This is a genomic window from Streptomyces sp. BF23-19, from assembly GCF_041106355.1.
Taxonomy (GTDB): Bacteria; Actinomycetota; Actinomycetes; order Streptomycetales; family Streptomycetaceae; genus Streptomyces; species Streptomyces virginiae_A.
In genome coordinates, this window is sequence record NZ_JBGBPT010000049.1 from 18,706 (window position 1) to 33,876 (window position 15,171).

Genomic DNA, 15,171 nt, shown 5'->3' on the forward strand with positions numbered 1-15,171 from the left:
GGACAGGACGTGACACGGGTGCGCGCCGGATCCCTCGGCCCGGCCGGGGGATCCGTCGTGGCCGCACGACCGGTGATGAAGGTTATCGCCGACGGAGGCACACGCGATCACCCGGTCGATCGGTCACCCGGGCACGCTGACCGACAGCGGCACGGCGGAAGAGGGCTGGGCGAGGACCGGGTGCGGCCGGGCGGGACGCGCCCGCCGGTCAGGACCCGCCGACGGCGTCCTCGACGCTCGGGTGGAGGGAGAGGACCGTGTCGGCGCCCGTCAGGGCGAAGAGACGTCGGAGTTGCTCGCCGGGGGCGGCGATGCGCAGCGTCGTGAGGTGGTGCAGTCGCAGCAGCAGGTTCAGGAAGGAGGAGTCTCCGAAGGTGATGGAGCCCGCGTCCAGGACCACCAGCCGGTGCTGATCCGCGGCGGAGGCGAGCGCCTCCTCGAGCGGGGCGAGCGTGTCCTGGTCCAGCTCCCCGTGCGCCGCCACCACCCACCCGGCCCCGGCCGGATAGCCGTTCCCGACGACGCCTTCGTGGTACGCGTCCCCTGCTCCGGTCATGTCCGCCTCCCCGGATCGTCACCATCGTCACCTGTACTGCTTCCGCAAGGGAGTATGCCTGCTCCTCGACCGATCGAGGGCCTCAAGGGCCGCGGCACACGCGCCCGGAGGCCGGCCGCCACCTCATCGGCGCGGCCTCGGAGAAAAGTTTTCGCTCAGGGCGTGTAACGGATCGAAGTCGGGGCACAAGCGCCCGAGCAGCCGTCAGTCAATCGGGAGGGAACGGCCATCATGTCTCGCTCGGCCACCGTCACAAGCCCCATTCGTGCAACAGACGTGCACATGACGCCCGCTGCGCCCGCTGCGCCCGCTGTGCCCGGCGGCGTGGCAGTCCCACAGCAGGACGTGGAGCTGCCCGAGGTGAAGAACGCCCGGGAGATGGCGCCTTCCGACGCGCGCCAACTCTCGAAGCTCTTCTTCCTGAGGCTCGCCGTCCTGGAGGAGGGCACGCGCGAGTACCAGTACGCCCGCAACACCCTGATCGAGATGAACCTGTCGCTCGTTCAGTTCGCCGCGCGGCGCTTCCGCGCCCGCGTGCTGGGCGGGGGTCTGGACATGGACGACATCATCCAGGTGGGGACCATCGGTCTCATCAAGGCCATCGACCGCTACGAGCCCGAGCGCGAGGTCGAGTTCTCCACTCTCGCCCTCCCGTACATCACGGGTGAGATCAAGCGGTACTTCCGTGACACCACCTGGGCGGTACACGTCCCGCGGCGTCTGCAGGAACGACGTACGGAGCTCGCCAAGGCCCAGGAGGCGCTGACCGACGTCCTCGGCCGGTCCCCTACGGTCAAGGAGGTCGCCCAGCACCTCGAACTGACCGAGGACGAGGTCATCGAGGGGCTGGTCGCCGCGAACGGCTACACGAGCGGCTCCCTGGACACCAGCGCCGAGGGCGACGAGCCGTCGACGACGACGAGCCGGACGACCCGTCCGTTGGCGGACCGTCTCGGTGAGGTCGACCCCGCCATGGAGCTCTTCGAGGAGTTCCACACCCTCGCGCCGCTGCTGGAGCAGCTGGACGAACGCGATCGGCGGATCCTGCGGCTGCGCTTCGGCGAGGACAGGACGCAGGCGGAGATCGGCGCGGAACTGGGCATCTCGCAGATGCAGGTCTCGCGCCTGCTGTCCCGGACCCTGGCCCGGCTGCGCGCCGGAATGCTCTCGGTATAGGCAGCGGGCATGCCCTCACCCCATCGGCACGACGGGGCCGTGCCGCCCGTGCCACCACCCGTGCCGGCCGTCCCACCCTTCCCGTCCGTCGGCGCCCACGCGCTCTACGACGACGCGATGTGGGCGGACGCGGTCGTACGGTGCGCGCGCGTCCGGACGGGTACGGCCGCGACGCTGACCGCCCAGCCGCTGCGCGACCGTCCCGGCGCCCTGCTCACGGGCAGCTGCGACCTCGACACCCGGCCGATCCTGTGGGCGGCGCTCGGCGTCGTCATCCGGATACCCGGACCGGTCGTCCACCTCGACCTGTCCGCCGTGGGCTTCCTCGACCCGGCCGCCGTCGCCGCCCTGCTGCGGGCCAACGCCACCGTCACCGGCCAGGGGCGTCGCCTGCTGCTCCACCACCCGCCATACTCGCTCCGCAAGCTCGTGGAGTTGTTCCCGGACGAATGTGCCGCGCTGGAGGTCGCCGCATGATCAATCTTCCTGCGGCCGGCGCCTCCGAGGCCTTCGTCCACCCCGCCCTCTTCTACCGGGGAGAGGCGGACTACCTGGCAGGGGTGGGCGGGTTCGTCCGTACCGCCCTCGCGGCCGACGAGCCGGTGCTCGTGGCCGTACCCGGTCCGCGGCTGGACGCCCTGCGCGAGGACCTCGGCGTCGGCACGACCGGGGTCACCTGGACGGACATGACGCACCTGGGGCGCAATCCCGGCCGCATCCTGGCCGCCCTGCAGGATTTCGCCGACCGGCACGCGGACCGGCCCGCCCGGATCGTGGGCGAGCCGATCTGGCCCGGGCGCTCACGGGCCGAGGTGCTGGAGGCCACGCGTCACGAGGCGCTGATCAACACCGCCTTCGCGGGCCGGAGGGCCACCGTCCTGTGCCCGTACGACGTCCTCGGCCTGCCGGCCGAGGTGGTGTCCGATGCCCGGCGTACGCATCCCACGCTGCTGGAGGACGACAAGGCTCTGATCAGCCCGGAGTACGCGGACGCCTCGTCGGTGTGCGCCGACTGCGACGAACCCCTGCCCGAACCCGACGGCGGGACGCCCTGGCTCGCGTACACCCACGGGGAGCTGGGCGAGGTACGCGCGTACGCCGAGGCCTGGGCCCGCGGCACGGACCTGAGTGCGGCGCTGCGCGGCGACCTCGTCCTGGCGGTCAGCGAGGCCGCCGCCAACTCCCTGGCCCACGGGGGCGGGAGCGGCGCGCTCCGGATGTGGAGCACCGCCGAAGCCGGTGCGGGTGCGGGGGTGGGTGGGCGTTCCGGGGTCGTGGCCGAGATCCGCGACGGCGGTCACCTCGCCGACCCGTTGGCGGGGCGCCGGCGCCCCGCGCTGGCCTCGGTCGACGGCGGGCGCGGCCTGTGGATGATCCACCAACTGTGCGACCTGGTGGAGATCCGCGCCTCGGACAGCGGCCTCACGCTGAGACTGCACATGGCAGCCTCCTGAGCGACCGGCGTCCCCTTAGACTGTCACTCGCACGCTCGGATGTCCTCGGCCCCACGGGGCATGTTCGTTGCCGCGAACAGAGACCAATGTCAATGGTGGGGGTGAGAGACCACAGTGGAAACGATCGGGCCGGAAGCCGGCGATCGAAGGCCTGCCGGACTTTCCGTCGCGGGGCAGCGCCGTCGGCTCGCCCTGGCCGGCGTACGCGGACCCGTGGCCAAGGGCCGCGACTTCACACGCCAGGCCCTGCTCGACTGGGGCTGGAGCGGGACCGAGACGTCCGAAGACGCCCTGCTGCTCGTGTCCGAGCTTCTGACCAATGCGACCCTGCACGCGGGTGGTTGCATCGAGCTCGCACTCTCGGCCGGTGAGGTCCTGCGGGTCGAGGTCTTCGACGGCACGACGACACCGCCCCGTCGGCACCCGTCGCCGCAGCGTGGCCTCCCGGGCGGCCACGGCCTCTACATCGTGGAGCGCGTCTCCGATCGCTGGGGCACGCACACCCACGAGAACGGCAAGGCCGTCTGGGCCGAGATCGAGGCCTCGCGGCTGACCTCGGGCAGGTCCACGGGCCTGTGACCGGGCCGGGCCGCCCCGCGCCCCGGTCCCGTAGCCGTACTCGTAGCCGTCCCCATCCCTGTCCCCGTCCCTGTCCCCGTGCGGGAGCTTCGTTCCGCGCGACGGGGGCAGGCGCGCGGTATGACATCCCACGCGCTCGACTCCCTGGCCCTGACCTCGGCGCCCGGCCCGGCCTGGCTCCATCTGGCCGTCATCGCGTTCGCTCTCCTCGTCCTGCTCCACAGCCTGGCCCGGCACCGGTAGGTGTCGGGCCGGAGTGCGACACGGCACGAATTCTTTTCCTTCGTTCTGTTTAAGCCTTCGATTCGGGGCCAGACGCGTGAGTGTCGGCGAGTCGCCGTTTCGAGCGGGGCGGCGACCCGCCGAGATCCGTGGCCGCACGCCGGTGTCCCGTCCCCCCGGGCTCCGCGTGCGGCCGCGGTCCTTCGTGCGCGGCCGGGACGACCCGGCGCACACGCGGCGGGGTCAGGCCGGCTTCCCGGGGTCGATCTCCTTGACATCGTCGTACCGCAGCAACGCGGGCGTGGTCCGCAGCGGTGGGGAGACCTCGGTGGGCGCCAGCAGAAAGCCCACGTGGTCACCTCCGTCGATCCGGGTCTCGATCCGGCCGACGAACCACGCGCGCGCTCCGGTCAGCAGCGGGCTGCCGTCGACGCTGGGCCGCCAGTCGACCTGTGCGAACTTGTCCACCTCGTCGCCGGTCTCGCCACCGAACAGCTCGGCCGGCCCACACCGGTCTCGATCCAGTACGTGCACCGCGAGGTGCGTGGCGGCGCGGGCCACACGGTACGTGTGGTTGCGCACGGACAGCCACACCATGAAACGCGGTGGCCTGATCGAGCACTGCGAGGCGAAGCCCACGAGGCAGCCCGACCGCTCGCCCGCGGCGGCCACGGTGACCACGTACACGGGGCCGTTGAGGACTTCGGTGAACGCGTCCAGTTCCGTCTCCGGCACGACCGCTCCTTCCGCTCGCTCCCACCTCGTCCCCACCTCGTCGTCCGCTGGGCGGGTACCCCGGTCATCGGCGCCGAAGCACGTCGGCATGAGGCGGACACGAGGCGGACCGGCGCGGCGCATGCACCGCTCGGCGTCGGGTAGCCGGGCCCTGAAGGGTCCTGACGGCGGTGACCGCCCTCGCGGGATGCGGGGTGGAGCCGCCTACGACACCGAAGGGATACACATGTCGCACGTCGAGGAGTACGTCGAGGTCAACGTTCCGGTACGGACGGCCTACAACCAGTGGACGCAGTTCGAGGAGTTCCCCGTCTTCATGGAGGGGGTCGAGCGGATCCACCAGCGCACGGACACCCTCACCCACTGGGTGACGAACGTGAACGGGGTGCAGCGTGAGTTCGACGCGCAGATCACCGAGCAGCTCCCGGACCGCCGCGTCGCGTGGATGACGGTGGACGGGGAGACGCGCCAGGCCGGGCTGGTGACCTTCCAGCCGATCGACGCGACCACCACCAAGGTCGTACTGCACATGAACTGGGTGCCCGAGGGGCTGGCCGAGAGCGCCGCCGACAAGCTCGGCTTCGTCAAGCGGCAGGTGGCCGGCGATCTGAAGCGGTTCAAGCTGTTCATCGAGTCCCGCGGAGCCGAGACGGGCGCCTGGCGGGGCGAGGTCTGACCGCGATGGTCAAGGGTCGCGCGAGCAGAGGTGTCCGGGCCGCGTCCCGCGGTGGCGGGGGCCGGGAGGTCACGGCGCGCTGCGGGCTGGTGGCCCGTGGCGTGCTGTACGCACTGATCGGGCTGCTGGCCCTGCGCGTGGCCTTCGGTGATTCCGGGGGCAAGGAGGCCGACCGTCAGGGCGCCCTCCAGGAGCTCGCGGGAAAGCCCTTCGGCGGCGTCCTCGTCTGGGCCGTGGGCATCGGGCTCGTCGGCATGATGCTGTGGCGCCTGTCGGAGGCGGTGTTCGGTGCGGCCGGACCCGACGGCGGCAAGCCGGTGAAGCGTCTGGCGTCGGCGGGCCGGACCGTCTTCTACGCGGCGGTCGCCTTTTCCGTCCTGTCGTTCGCGGCGGGCGGGGGCGGCCGCTCCGGAGATCAGCAGTCCCGCGATCTGACGGCGCGGGCGATGGAGCTGCCCGCCGGCCGGTGGCTGGTGGGTGCGGCCGGGCTCGGGATCGCCGTCGCGGGCGTGGTCATCGCGGTGCAGGCGGCGCGGCGCGGCTTCCGCAAGCATCTCGCCATGAGCGGGGTCTCGGCGCGGTGGCGCAAGGCCGTCGATTTCCTCGGGGTGAGTGGCGGCCTGGCCCGAGGTGTTCTGTTCACGGCGGCCGGCGGCTTCGTCGTGTACGCGGCCGTGCGCTACGACCCGGCGCAGGCGAAGGGCATGGACGACACCCTGAGGTCGTTCACGCTGACGCCGGCGGGACCGTGGCTGCTGATCGCGGTCGCTCTGGGGCTGATGCTCTTCGGGGCGTTCTCCTGGGCGATGGCCCGGTGGCGCGAGGTCTGATCCCGGCCCGGGCGGGCCGGGGTCAGCGATGCCACCAGTGCCTGCGGCGGGGGTGTACGGCCCGCCCCAGCCGCAGGCCGATGAACAGGTACCCGAGGAGCGCTCCGGCCGTGTTGAGGATGACGTCGTCGATGTCGAAAACGCGGCCGGTGACCAGGGCTCCCTGGGTGAGCTCCACCAGCGTCATCAGGGCGACGGTCACCACGGCGACCCGCAGGAGACCGCGGGCCGGGGGCAGCAGGACCGGCAGGAGCACCCCGAACGGCACCCCCATCAGGAGGTTCCCGCCCAGCTGGCGCACCGCCTCGATCGTCGACGTCCCGTCCAGATAGGCGCTGATCGAATGGCCGGGTCGGACATTGCTGTGGACGAGGGCCGCCGAGGCGGCGGACGGTTCCAGCGTCAGCCGTGCCAGGACCGCACCGAACAGGACGGTCCCGACGAAGGCGATCACCATGGCGAGCACCCGGACGGCCGGGTGTGCCGGAGGTCGTAGCCGCCTGCCGGCCGCCGGCGCCGCGGTCTCGGATCCCCCGGAACCCCCGGATTTCTCGGTTCTCCCGATTCCCTCGGGGCGCCTCTCGGTTCCCGCGGTCTTCTCGTTCTTCTCGGACGTCTCACCACGCCGCAGGGCATGCCTCCATGTCATGCGGGCGCGCTTACCCTGTGGACGGCTGTGTACGCGTGCTCCGCTGACGGTCCGCCACGGCAGCCCGGTCGCCTGGACGTACGTACGCGGGACCTTCCGCGCGCACGCGCAACGGCCCCGGCGGAGACTCGGACACAGGGAGGCGTCATGGCGCAGGAGGCCCGGGACGGGCGGAGCGAAAGCGTGGAGGAGCGGGCGGACCGGCAGTGGCAGGAGCTCATCCAGGAGATCCGCGTCGCGCAGACGGGCGTGCAGATCCTCTTCGGGTTCCTGCTGACCGTCGCCTTCACGCCGCATTTCCAGGGCCTGCCCCAGACCGACAAGGTGATCTACATCGTGACCGTGATGCTGGGCGCTCTGGCGACGGGGGCGCTGATCGGGCCCGTCTCCTTCCACCGCATCGTGTCGGGCCGCCAGATCAAACCCGAGGCGGTGGCGTGGGCCTCGCGTCTGACCTTCACCGGCCTGATCCTGCTCCTGGCCACCTGCACGTCGGCCCTCCTCCTCGTGCTGCGGGTGGCCACGCACAACGCCGTCGTGCCGTGGCTGGTCGCGGGAGTCCTGGCCTGGTACCTCCTGTGCTGGTTCGTCCTGCCCCTCTGGGCCCGCGTCCGCTACACCGCGGCGAGCTGATCGGCCGGCCGAGAGTCGAGCCGAGCGGCCGGCTGCGCGGCGAACGACCTCAGAAGGCGGGGGTGGCCGTGGTGGTGTCCGCACAGCCGAGGACCACGGCGGCGAGATCGCCTCGCTCGCTCAGCAACGCGCGCTGGACCCGGGCTCCGTTGCCCCGTTCGAGCAGCGTGGCGATCTCCGCACTCGCCCGCTCATCGTCGCCGTGATCGACGAGCGCCTGGCGCACGTGCTCGTGGAGGGCCCGTACGGCGACGACCGGCGCGGTCTCGCGCATCGTCAGGGGATGCAGCAGCGGACCGTCCAGCCCTGACCTCCCGGCCCGCCAGCCGGCCAGCCGCAGCAGGCCCGTGTCGACCCGGGCCGGCGGCTCCCCGGCCCGCCAGGCCCGGGCGGCCGTTTCGACCAGCGCGCGGACGAGGGCGGCCATGAGCACCGTGGTCCCGGCCTCCAGGCACACGTCCGCGACCCGGATCTCCACCGTGGGGTAGGTGGCCGACAGGCGGGCGTCGAAGTAGATCATTCTTTCGTCGTGCAGCACGCCGGTGTCCACCATCGCGCGGACCTGCTCGTGGTAGCGGTCGGCGGAGCCGAAGACGTCCACCGGCCCGGCCGAGGGCAAGCGGTTCCACACCCGGTTCCGGTAGCTTCCGTACCCGCTGTCCGTACCCTGCCAGAACGGAGAGTTCGCGCTCATCGCGATCAGCACGGCGAGCCAGGGGCGGATCCGGTCCAGGACGGCCACGCCCTCCTCGTCCGACTCGACCGATACGTGGACGTGGCATCCGCAGGTCAGCTGCTCCTGCGCGGTCAGGCCGAACTGCTCGGCGATCCACTCGTACCGCGGTCCGGCGTTGCGCGAGGGCCGCACGGGCAGGGGTGAGGTGCCGAGGGCCGCCACGAGGGCCCCGGCGGACGCGGCGTGCCGGGCCGCCTCCGCGCGCCAGCGGACGATCTCCTCCTGGAGCTCGCCCATCTCCGTCACCGGCTTGGTGCCGAACTCCACCTGCTCCCTCTGGAGCTCCTTCTCGAAGACGTGCTCCTTCACTCCCCCGCCCTTGGAGCACGCCCCTGTGCAGTGGTCCGCCGCCGCCAGGACCGCCCCGGACACGGCCAGCGGCTCACCGGTGCCGGCGTCCACCAGCAACAGCTCTTCTTCCACGCCCACGCTTCGCATTCCGCCGCCGCCCATCGCTCCCGGGTTCAGATCGATACAGGTGGCCGCGTTCGCGGTGAGCGCCCCGATGCCGCGCGCACCCGCGGAAACCTTGCCGTCTCACGTTCACATGTATCGCGGTTCCGTGCATCCGCCGCCACCGACGACGACGCCGTTCATACGCCGAGGTCCCGCGCCCGTGGCGGGTGCGGGACCTCGGCGGAAACACCGGTGCGCGTCAGCGCTTGAAAACATCCTTCATCTTCTCCTTGGCCTGACGGGCGTCACCCTTGGCCTTTTCGGCCCGGCCCTCCGTGGTCAGGCGCTCATTACCCACCGCGCGTCCTGCGGTCTCCTTGAGCTTTCCCTTGGCCTGCTCGGCCTTGGCGCGGCTCTTCTCCTTGTCCGACACAGCTGATCACTCCCTGGGGGTTCGAAACGAAAAGGGACGATATTTGTCTTTCACCCGACTGTCTCACCCGACCGGAATTCCGGGGGCCGCGGTCCGTGCCGCGGCGTCACGCGTACGGCGTAGGACCGACGGGCTAGTAGTAGTGGCGGCGACCGCCGACCGCGTGCCCGACCGAGCCCAGGATCCACAGCACCGCGCCCACCACGAGCAGGATGATCCCGATGGTCCACAGGATGGAGATCCCGGTGAGGAATCCCACGATCAATAGAATGAGCCCGACAAGAATCATGATGTCCTCGTTCCCGCTTCGGAATTCGACGGAACAGTTAGGTCCGCCGGGGCGTCTTATCTGGCGTCTACCCTGGAAATCCGAGTTAATCGGTTCCGCCGACTATTTTTCTGCGGCTGATTTTCCGGGGCGCGAAAAATGCTTCCGCGCGTCGCAGTCACGGCTGCGGCCGCGGCCGGTCCAGGCCAGGTCCAGGGCCGGTCCAGGGGTGAGGGTTCTCAGGCGCGGTGGCTGCCGACCGGGCCGTCGCCAGGCATCCCACCGGCGCTGTAGTAGTCACCGAGGTCCGCCCGGTAGGCGGGGTCGCGCAGGTGCTTGTCCTGGTGGAACTCGGGAGCGTTCTTGATCCGGTCCTTGGTGGCGTTGACGTAGACCTTCTCCTCCTGGAGGTCTATCCGGGAGACGGTGCTCGCCGGGAGGAGGACTTCCTTGCCGAAGATCCACACACCGGTGTCGACAACCAGGTAGGCATCACCCACGTCGTAGGAGTGCTTGTCGACCTTCCCGATGTCGCCGTCGGTCGCCTCGACCTTGTACCCGGTGAGGTCGGCCCAGGTCAGGTGGCCCGATGCCGGCCGGTAGCTCCACACATGCTCGGTCATGCGAAACAACTCCTCCCGGTAGGGGTGACCCGTCGCGTTCCCGACCGACCGGTCACGGACCGCACCGCGACACGCGGGCCCCGTCGCGGGGCCCCTCCGTATGTGGAGGCGGCTGCCCGCCCTGCCGCCGACCAAACACCGGAGCGGTTCGAACCGCGCCTCGCGGCCCAGCGCCGCCGCCCGGTCTACCGTGGAAGGGTCCCGTCCCCCGTCAACGGCAGATGAGGCTGACAGCTGTGTCGACTTCGAGCCACGAGATCTTCGGTGCGCCGTGCTGGGTCAGCCTGCTGGCCCGGGATCTCGAATCCACACAGCGGTTCTACGCCGGTGTACTCGGCTGGGACTTCCGGCCCACCCACCTCGGGGGCGGGATCATGGTCGCTTTCCGTGACGGGGCCCCCGTGGCGGGCATCGGCGCCCTGGCGGGGAGTCCCGGCGCGCCGGTGCTGTGGACGCCGTACTTCGCCGTCGAGGACGCCGACGTGACCGCCGCCCGGATCCTCGAACGCGGCGCCACCATGGCGGTCGGCCCCGTGGCGTTCGGCACCGGCCGCATCGCCCTGGCGGCGGACCCCGCCGGGGCCGTCTTCGGCTTCTGGCAGGGCGAGGTCGTCCCCGACTGGTCGGTGGGCCGGGGAAGCGCGCCCGCATGGCTGGAACTGCGGACCAGGGACGCTTTCGCGGCCGCCATCTTCTACGGCGAGGTCCTCGACTGGGCCGGATCGCACCCCGGCTGCTGCGCGGTCTCGTACGAGCACGCCCACGTCGTCCTGCGCCACGGGCACGACACCGTGGCCCGCATCAGCGGCGGCGCGCTCGAAGCGGCACCGGACCCTGAGGTCCGGCCTCGCTGGCACGTCCACTTCCGTGTGCCCGATCTGGAGGCGGTGATCGAGGCCGCGACCGCACTGGGCGGCAGGACCGCATCTCCCGTGCAGACGTCCAGCGTGAGCCGGTGGGTCGTTCTCGCGGATCCCGACGGGGCGCTCTTCACCGTGGTGACACCGCAGGACTAGGCCGTCTCTCCCGGCCGACCAGGGCGGGGGCCTCGGGGCCACGGAACGGCGGTCGCGACGACCGGTTCGAGCGTGACCCGGCGCCGGGATCGGGCCGGGCGGATACGCGGCGCGACACGCCGTGAGCGGCGGGCCGGGGATGAGTGCGATGCCCGCGCCGGGGCGCTCGACGAAAGCCCGGGCTTGGGCGAGGCGGCCGATGTCGGGCGCCGGCGGCGGTCGGCCGCGAAGGCCACCCCTGCGTCGTTCGGGGGACACATGGGCCGCGTCCGGAGCGTGTCCCGTCCCACCGGGGCATCCCTGGGAGGAACGAAAGGGAGACCTGATGCCGCTCTATCTGTCGAGGTTCAGCTACACACCGGAGACCTGGGCGAGGCTGATCGGCCACCCCGAGGACCGCGCGAAGGCCGCTCAGGCGTACATCGAGTCCGTCGGCGGCAAGCTCCACGGCTTCTGGTACGCCTTCGGCACGCACGACGGCTACAACCTCTGGGAGGCGCCCGACAACGTGTCCATGGCCGCGGTCGCACTGGCGATCAGTGGAGGCGGCGCGCTTGCTTCGTTCGAGACGACGGTCCTCCTGACCGTCGACGAAACCATGGACGCCCTGCGCAAGGCCGAGGGAGTTCGCTACCGGGCGCCGGGCGCGTAGCGCGCCGGGCCGGGCCGGGCCGGGCCGATCCAGGCTTGGCCCGGCCGGATCCGGTCAGGGCAGGTCGGGGCCGGACGTAGCGGTCAGCCGAGCTGCGGCGGCTGCACGTACCTCGGGGGTCTCCATCGGGTCGTCGCGCAGCACGGCGATTCGTTCCGTGGTCTGCGGTTGGCGGGGTGCCATGGCGATGCCGAGCAGCCGCGCCCGCCTCTCGCAGTCCCACAGCGACTCGATGTACGCGTCGTCCAGGCCGGTGGGGTCGATCGCGGTGAGTGCTTGCAGGTAGTCGGCCCGTTCGTACGAATGCGGGGTGTGCAGCCAGTAGGCCCGAAGGACGGGTACGGCGTCGAAACGCGCCGCATGGCCGGAAGCGGGCGGCAACCCGGTGAACCTGTCCGGTCACATCAGGCCGAGCGCAGGGGTGGGACGTTCCTCGCGAGCGCGGCGGCGTGCAGCAGGATGCTCGGCTCGGCACCGGGGTCCTCGACCATGACGACGCCGGCCGCCTGGATGTCGAAGCCGGTCGGCCAGATGGTGACGTCGCTCGCCAGTGCGCCCTCCAACTTCGCCCGTGTCAGGTCGGCACCGGTGAGGTCGGTTCCTCGGAGGTCGGCCAGTCGCAGATCCGCACCGGTGAATGTGGTGCCATGGCCCCGCGCCTTGCGCAGATTCGCCTCCCGCAGGTCGGCCCCGGAGAAGTCGGCCTCGCGAAGGTCGGCCCTGACCATGCGAGCGCCGCGCAGGTCGGCTTCGATGCAGCGGCTCTGGTGGAGAATCGACGTCCCGAGCTCCACGTGCCGCATATTGGCCGCGATCAGCGATGCCTTGGTCAGGTTGACCTGGTAGATACTCGCCGCTTCCAGGCATGCGCCATCGAAGTTGATGTGGTGCAGCCACAGTCCGTCGCAGTCGGCCCGCCGCAGGTCGGTGTAGCTGACGTTGAGCCAGTCGGGCGGGCGTTCCTGGCACAGGACCCCGAGGCCGGTGAGCGCCACCTGCGCATCCGGGGCACGGGTCTCCAGCGGAGGCACGGAGTTGATGGAGGATTCCTCGACCGGAGAGTCCTGCCCTTGCGGAGGCCATGGCAGGTGAGTCCGGAGAAACGCGGCCTTGATCGAGATGACCGCCTCCCGGTCGTGAGCCGAATGGTCCGCGATCCGCCACAGTGCGTAAAGGCCACCGATCCGCACGTCCGTCTTCTCGCTGCCGAGCTGGTCGACCGCCCGGCTGAAGCGGTCGGTGATGTGTCCCTCCCGGGTGGCGTTCAGCCCCTCCTGGTTGACCCTCAACTGCCGCCAGGTGGCGTACGCGCCGAAGAGGACGACAGCGCCACCGACCGCCTGCACGAGCGTCGTGCGCACGTTGTTCACCGCTCCGAGCCGTTCAGCGGCCGAGATCCTGGCCCCGCCGAGATCGTGCTCGACCACCAGTCCGGGGAGCACCACGACCACTACGGCCAGCGCGGCGAGCCCGGCCAGCACCGCCGCCACCGTGAGAAAAGCGGGACCGACCCGACGCCGCCGAGAGGCGCCCGGTATGCGACGGCCATGAGTAGATCCCCCCGTATCCATGCGCACATGATCGCAGGCGGCCCGGAAGCCGCTGTACCTAACCGGATGAGGGTGAGTGGCACGAAGTTCCCGGACCCGTCACGGAATTCCTGCTCGGCCTCGTCGAAGGCCCCCGCCCTCCCCCCTTCCTGGGCCGCTACCGTCCCGGCCCCCGGATCCGCTACCACCGGTCCCCCACCCCGTGAGTGAAGCCAGGTGTCCGTACCCTCGTCCCGACGTCGTCCGGGTGGCCGCTGCCGGGCACAAGTCCACCCGGTACGGCCCTGTCCAGAGCCGACACATCGCTGTCAGCCCTCACGACGCCTTCCTCGACCGCTTCCCGACGAGCGAGTTCGATGAGTTCCTCGGCTTCATGACCACAGCGATGCGATGGTGTGGGTCCGGCGGAAGAGGGGCGTGGACTTCGATGGACAGGGAGCTTTATCAGTGAGCGAGGATCCGACCGAATCGTACGACCGGCTGGAGTTCCTCCAGCCGGTGCGCTGCGTGGTCACCGGCCATCGGGACCGGTTCGGGGTGGAGGTGGAAATGCTCTCCCCGCAGCCCGGGAGGCCTGCGTTCATCGACTTCATCAATCTGACCGATGAGCGCGCACACGTCACCCCCGACCGCTTCCCGCCGATCGGGACGGTCCTGGAGGCCCTGTTCCTGGACGTCCATCCCAACGAGGAGGTGAGGCTCTCCCTGTGATCCGAGGAGGGGGACGCACCCAACTGACGTGGGTGCCGCCCGGGTTGGGGAATGGATCATGAGGCTCCTACCATGCGGTGATCATCACCGATTCGGGGGAGAGCAGCATGAGTTCCTACAGCCGTCCGCCCGCGCCGGGGCCCGGTTCCGGGGCCGAAGAGCGCAGGCCCGGGTGGGTGCGGGTGGTCCGGGCGCCGTTCGTGCTCGCGGCGCGGATCCACCGTCCCGCCCGGCCCGGACGGATCGTCGACGACGCGATCCGGCTCGCCCAGATCGCCCGTACCGCCATCGGACTGCTGGCCGGATTCTGGCTGGTGCTCGCGTACCCGCTCCGCGAGGGGGCCGGCGGCGTCGTCGACGACAAGTTCACCGAAGTCCTGGTCAGCGCCGGACTTCTGCTCGTCATAGGCCCGCTCGGCCTCGCCGCATTCGTGTTCTCCGCCCGGCCGCCCGGGCCGGCGTTCTACCGGGCGCGGCTGCGCGGTCCGGCGATCGCCATCGGGTCGCTCCTCGCCACTGTCCTGACGATGTCCTTCGGTCTGCCGTACGCGAGCATGGTCGGCCCGCTCGGCGCGCTCGCCGGGCTCTTCGTCTTCCCGTTCGCGCTCGCCTCCGCCGTGCTCTGCGTCCACCACGCCTTCCGCGCCGCCGACGTCCACGAGGTGCTCCCACCGCTGCTCTCGCCCGTGCTGGTCTGGTCCCTGTTCGTGGTCCAGCTCTTCGACGACGCGCCCGTGGATGCCCCGCTCGCCGTCCGCGTCCTCTTCCTGGTGGCGCCGCCGCTCTCGGTGACCGCGCTGTCCGTATGGGAGCTGCGCCGGCTGCGCATGAGCTACGGCATCACCCTGCGGCGGGCCCTCGGCCGTGAGAACGGATGAACTGAAACGGCGCCTTCCAGGTCCGAGACCGCAGCTCACCGGTCTGCGGCGCGGGAATCCGAGGAAGGCGGCCTGGCAGGAGGTGGCGTACCTACCAAGGCAGAGTTTGACCATATCGGGCAGCCGCGCGTCCTCGCGGACCCCTCCGCGGAGCCGGTCGCGGACTGCCCCGACCGAGCCGGCGGCGGCCCAGGCGGGATCAGAGCCCCCGGTGTCCACCGCGACCCGGCAGAGTACGGCGGTGCGCAGCCGCGCACCCTCGGGGATCGCCACCGTCGCCGCGCCGTGAGCAGGAGTGGCCACACCCATCACGCCTACCCCGGCTCCTCGTGGCGGGGCACGGGATCCGAGGCGGTGTCCGGGTCGGCGGCGCCGGCCGGCGGGGGCTGGGACTCGTA

21 protein-coding genes are annotated in these 15,171 nt (G+C 71.1%); 12 read left to right on the forward strand and 9 right to left on the reverse strand.

Annotated elements, in window-relative coordinates:
* Nucleotides 1-208 precede the first annotated feature (208 nt).
* On the reverse strand, nt 209-556 hold the full coding sequence (locus AB8A24_RS25700) for an STAS domain-containing protein (RefSeq protein ID WP_266386204.1): 348 nt from the start codon (nt 554-556) through the stop codon (nt 209-211).
* A 231-nt stretch (nt 557-787) separates the two neighbouring features.
* Between AB8A24_RS25700 and AB8A24_RS25705 the strand changes: the two genes are divergently transcribed.
* The 5 genes from AB8A24_RS25705 (at nt 788) to AB8A24_RS25725 (ending at nt 4,008) form a co-directional block, all read left to right on the forward strand.
* Complete coding sequence (locus AB8A24_RS25705) at nt 788-1,732, forward strand: SigB/SigF/SigG family RNA polymerase sigma factor (protein ID WP_369477761.1); 945 nt, start codon at nt 788-790, stop codon at nt 1,730-1,732.
* A gap of 9 nt (nt 1,733-1,741) precedes the next feature.
* On the forward strand, nt 1,742-2,209 hold the full coding sequence (locus AB8A24_RS25710) for a lipid asymmetry maintenance protein MlaB (protein ID WP_369477762.1): 468 nt from the start codon (nt 1,742-1,744) through the stop codon (nt 2,207-2,209).
* Nucleotides 2,206-3,186, forward strand: a complete 981-nt coding sequence (locus tag AB8A24_RS25715; protein ID WP_328965205.1) for a sensor histidine kinase — start codon at nt 2,206-2,208, stop codon at nt 3,184-3,186. The genes AB8A24_RS25710 and AB8A24_RS25715 overlap by 4 nt, the downstream gene beginning before the upstream one ends.
* A 114-nt stretch (nt 3,187-3,300) precedes the next feature.
* Entirely contained in the window at nt 3,301-3,765 is a 465-nt protein-coding gene (locus AB8A24_RS25720) for an ATP-binding protein (protein ID WP_328965204.1), read from the forward strand.
* A 120-nt stretch (nt 3,766-3,885) separates the two neighbouring features.
* A complete protein-coding gene (locus AB8A24_RS25725; RefSeq protein WP_369477763.1) occupies nt 3,886-4,008 on the forward strand; it encodes a hypothetical protein in 123 nt (40 codons plus the stop codon).
* A gap of 222 nt (nt 4,009-4,230) precedes the next feature.
* Here the strand turns inward: AB8A24_RS25725 and AB8A24_RS25730 are convergent, their stop codons facing one another.
* Nucleotides 4,231-4,722, reverse strand: coding sequence for a flavin reductase family protein (locus AB8A24_RS25730; RefSeq protein WP_328965202.1), 492 nt, complete (start codon nt 4,720-4,722; stop codon nt 4,231-4,233).
* Between the two features lie 226 nt (nt 4,723-4,948).
* Here AB8A24_RS25730 and AB8A24_RS25735 point away from each other — a divergent pair, with 226 nt between their 5' ends.
* Both AB8A24_RS25735 and AB8A24_RS25740 read left to right on the forward strand, forming a co-directional pair.
* Nucleotides 4,949-5,398 carry an SRPBCC family protein gene (locus tag AB8A24_RS25735; RefSeq protein ID WP_266386225.1) on the forward strand — a complete coding sequence of 150 codons (450 nt, stop codon included), beginning with the start codon at nt 4,949-4,951 and terminating at the stop codon, nt 5,396-5,398.
* A 5-nt stretch (nt 5,399-5,403) separates the two neighbouring features.
* Entirely contained in the window at nt 5,404-6,228 is an 825-nt protein-coding gene (locus AB8A24_RS25740; protein WP_328965201.1) for a DUF1206 domain-containing protein, read from the forward strand.
* Nucleotides 6,229-6,250: 22 nt separating this feature from the next.
* Here AB8A24_RS25740 and AB8A24_RS25745 read toward each other — a convergent pair whose 3' ends face one another.
* Complete coding sequence (locus tag AB8A24_RS25745) at nt 6,251-6,685, reverse strand: VanZ family protein (protein WP_328965200.1); 435 nt, start codon at nt 6,683-6,685, stop codon at nt 6,251-6,253.
* A 339-nt stretch (nt 6,686-7,024) separates the two neighbouring features.
* Here AB8A24_RS25745 and AB8A24_RS25750 point away from each other — a divergent pair, with 339 nt between their 5' ends.
* Nucleotides 7,025-7,510, forward strand: a complete 486-nt coding sequence (locus tag AB8A24_RS25750) for a DUF6328 family protein (RefSeq protein WP_328965199.1) — start codon at nt 7,025-7,027, stop codon at nt 7,508-7,510.
* Between the two features lie 49 nt (nt 7,511-7,559).
* Here the strand turns inward: AB8A24_RS25750 and AB8A24_RS25755 are convergent, their stop codons facing one another.
* The 4 genes from AB8A24_RS25755 to AB8A24_RS25770 all read right to left on the reverse strand — a co-directional run bounded on the left by AB8A24_RS25755 (nt 7,560) and on the right by AB8A24_RS25770 (nt 9,966).
* Nucleotides 7,560-8,684, reverse strand: coding sequence for a glutamate--cysteine ligase (locus tag AB8A24_RS25755; RefSeq protein ID WP_328965198.1), 1,125 nt, complete (start codon nt 8,682-8,684; stop codon nt 7,560-7,562).
* 217 nt (nt 8,685-8,901) lie between these two features.
* Nucleotides 8,902-9,075 (reverse strand): CsbD family protein, encoded by a 174-nt coding sequence (locus AB8A24_RS25760; protein WP_078909548.1) that lies wholly within the window; start codon nt 9,073-9,075, stop codon nt 8,902-8,904.
* 133 nt (nt 9,076-9,208) lie between these two features.
* Complete coding sequence (locus AB8A24_RS25765) at nt 9,209-9,364, reverse strand: DUF6131 family protein (RefSeq protein ID WP_237545304.1); 156 nt, start codon at nt 9,362-9,364, stop codon at nt 9,209-9,211.
* A 218-nt stretch (nt 9,365-9,582) separates the two neighbouring features.
* The gene (locus AB8A24_RS25770) at nt 9,583-9,966 is read right to left on the reverse strand and encodes a PRC-barrel domain-containing protein (protein WP_266386241.1); all 384 of its coding nucleotides are present in this window, start codon (nt 9,964-9,966) and stop codon (nt 9,583-9,585) included.
* A 287-nt stretch (nt 9,967-10,253) separates the two neighbouring features.
* On the opposite strand from AB8A24_RS25770, the gene AB8A24_RS25775 reads away from it, so the two are divergent.
* Together AB8A24_RS25775 and AB8A24_RS25780 are read left to right on the forward strand one after the other, a co-directional pair.
* Nucleotides 10,254-10,982 carry a VOC family protein gene (locus tag AB8A24_RS25775; RefSeq protein WP_328966123.1) on the forward strand — a complete coding sequence of 243 codons (729 nt, stop codon included), beginning with the start codon at nt 10,254-10,256 and terminating at the stop codon, nt 10,980-10,982.
* Between the two features lie 325 nt (nt 10,983-11,307).
* Nucleotides 11,308-11,634, forward strand: coding sequence for a GYD domain-containing protein (locus AB8A24_RS25780; RefSeq protein ID WP_328965197.1), 327 nt, complete (start codon nt 11,308-11,310; stop codon nt 11,632-11,634).
* Between the two features lie 54 nt (nt 11,635-11,688).
* Here the strand turns inward: AB8A24_RS25780 and AB8A24_RS25785 are convergent, their stop codons facing one another.
* A complete protein-coding gene (locus AB8A24_RS25785) occupies nt 11,689-12,015 on the reverse strand; it encodes a hypothetical protein (protein WP_369477764.1) in 327 nt (108 codons plus the stop codon).
* A 23-nt stretch (nt 12,016-12,038) separates the two neighbouring features.
* Nucleotides 12,039-13,115: a pentapeptide repeat-containing protein gene (locus AB8A24_RS25790; RefSeq protein WP_369477765.1), complete on the reverse strand. Its 1,077-nt coding sequence runs from the start codon at nt 13,113-13,115 to the stop codon at nt 12,039-12,041.
* A gap of 516 nt (nt 13,116-13,631) precedes the next feature.
* Between AB8A24_RS25790 and AB8A24_RS25795 the strand changes: the two genes are divergently transcribed.
* Both AB8A24_RS25795 and AB8A24_RS25800 read left to right on the forward strand, forming a co-directional pair.
* Complete coding sequence (locus AB8A24_RS25795) at nt 13,632-13,895, forward strand: hypothetical protein (protein WP_328965194.1); 264 nt, start codon at nt 13,632-13,634, stop codon at nt 13,893-13,895.
* Between the two features lie 107 nt (nt 13,896-14,002).
* A complete protein-coding gene (locus tag AB8A24_RS25800; RefSeq protein WP_369477766.1) occupies nt 14,003-14,773 on the forward strand; it encodes a hypothetical protein in 771 nt (256 codons plus the stop codon).
* Nucleotides 14,774-15,171: the final 398 nt, after the last annotated feature.

Bases quoted from the DNA above. Each gene is read 5' to 3' on its own strand.
- AB8A24_RS25700 (WP_266386204.1), bottom strand. From the start codon at position 556: ATGACCGGAGCAGGGGACGCGTACCACGAAGGCGTCGTCGGGAACGGC.
- AB8A24_RS25705 (WP_369477761.1), top strand. From the start codon at position 788: ATGTCTCGCTCGGCCACCGTCACAAGCCCCATTCGTGCAACAGACGTG.
- AB8A24_RS25710 (WP_369477762.1), top strand. From the start codon at position 1,742: ATGCCCTCACCCCATCGGCACGACGGGGCCGTGCCGCCCGTGCCACCA.
- AB8A24_RS25715 (WP_328965205.1), top strand. From the start codon at position 2,206: ATGATCAATCTTCCTGCGGCCGGCGCCTCCGAGGCCTTCGTCCACCCC.
- AB8A24_RS25725 (WP_369477763.1), top strand. From the start codon at position 3,886: ATGACATCCCACGCGCTCGACTCCCTGGCCCTGACCTCGGCGCCCGGC.
- AB8A24_RS25735 (WP_266386225.1), top strand. From the start codon at position 4,949: ATGTCGCACGTCGAGGAGTACGTCGAGGTCAACGTTCCGGTACGGACG.
- AB8A24_RS25740 (WP_328965201.1), top strand. From the start codon at position 5,404: ATGGTCAAGGGTCGCGCGAGCAGAGGTGTCCGGGCCGCGTCCCGCGGT.
- AB8A24_RS25745 (WP_328965200.1), bottom strand. From the start codon at position 6,685: ATGGTGATCGCCTTCGTCGGGACCGTCCTGTTCGGTGCGGTCCTGGCA.
- AB8A24_RS25750 (WP_328965199.1), top strand. From the start codon at position 7,025: ATGGCGCAGGAGGCCCGGGACGGGCGGAGCGAAAGCGTGGAGGAGCGG.
- AB8A24_RS25755 (WP_328965198.1), bottom strand. From the start codon at position 8,684: ATGCGAAGCGTGGGCGTGGAAGAAGAGCTGTTGCTGGTGGACGCCGGC.
- AB8A24_RS25765 (WP_237545304.1), bottom strand. From the start codon at position 9,364: ATGATTCTTGTCGGGCTCATTCTATTGATCGTGGGATTCCTCACCGGG.
- AB8A24_RS25770 (WP_266386241.1), bottom strand. From the start codon at position 9,966: ATGACCGAGCATGTGTGGAGCTACCGGCCGGCATCGGGCCACCTGACC.
- AB8A24_RS25780 (WP_328965197.1), top strand. From the start codon at position 11,308: ATGCCGCTCTATCTGTCGAGGTTCAGCTACACACCGGAGACCTGGGCG.
- AB8A24_RS25800 (WP_369477766.1), top strand. From the start codon at position 14,003: ATGAGTTCCTACAGCCGTCCGCCCGCGCCGGGGCCCGGTTCCGGGGCC.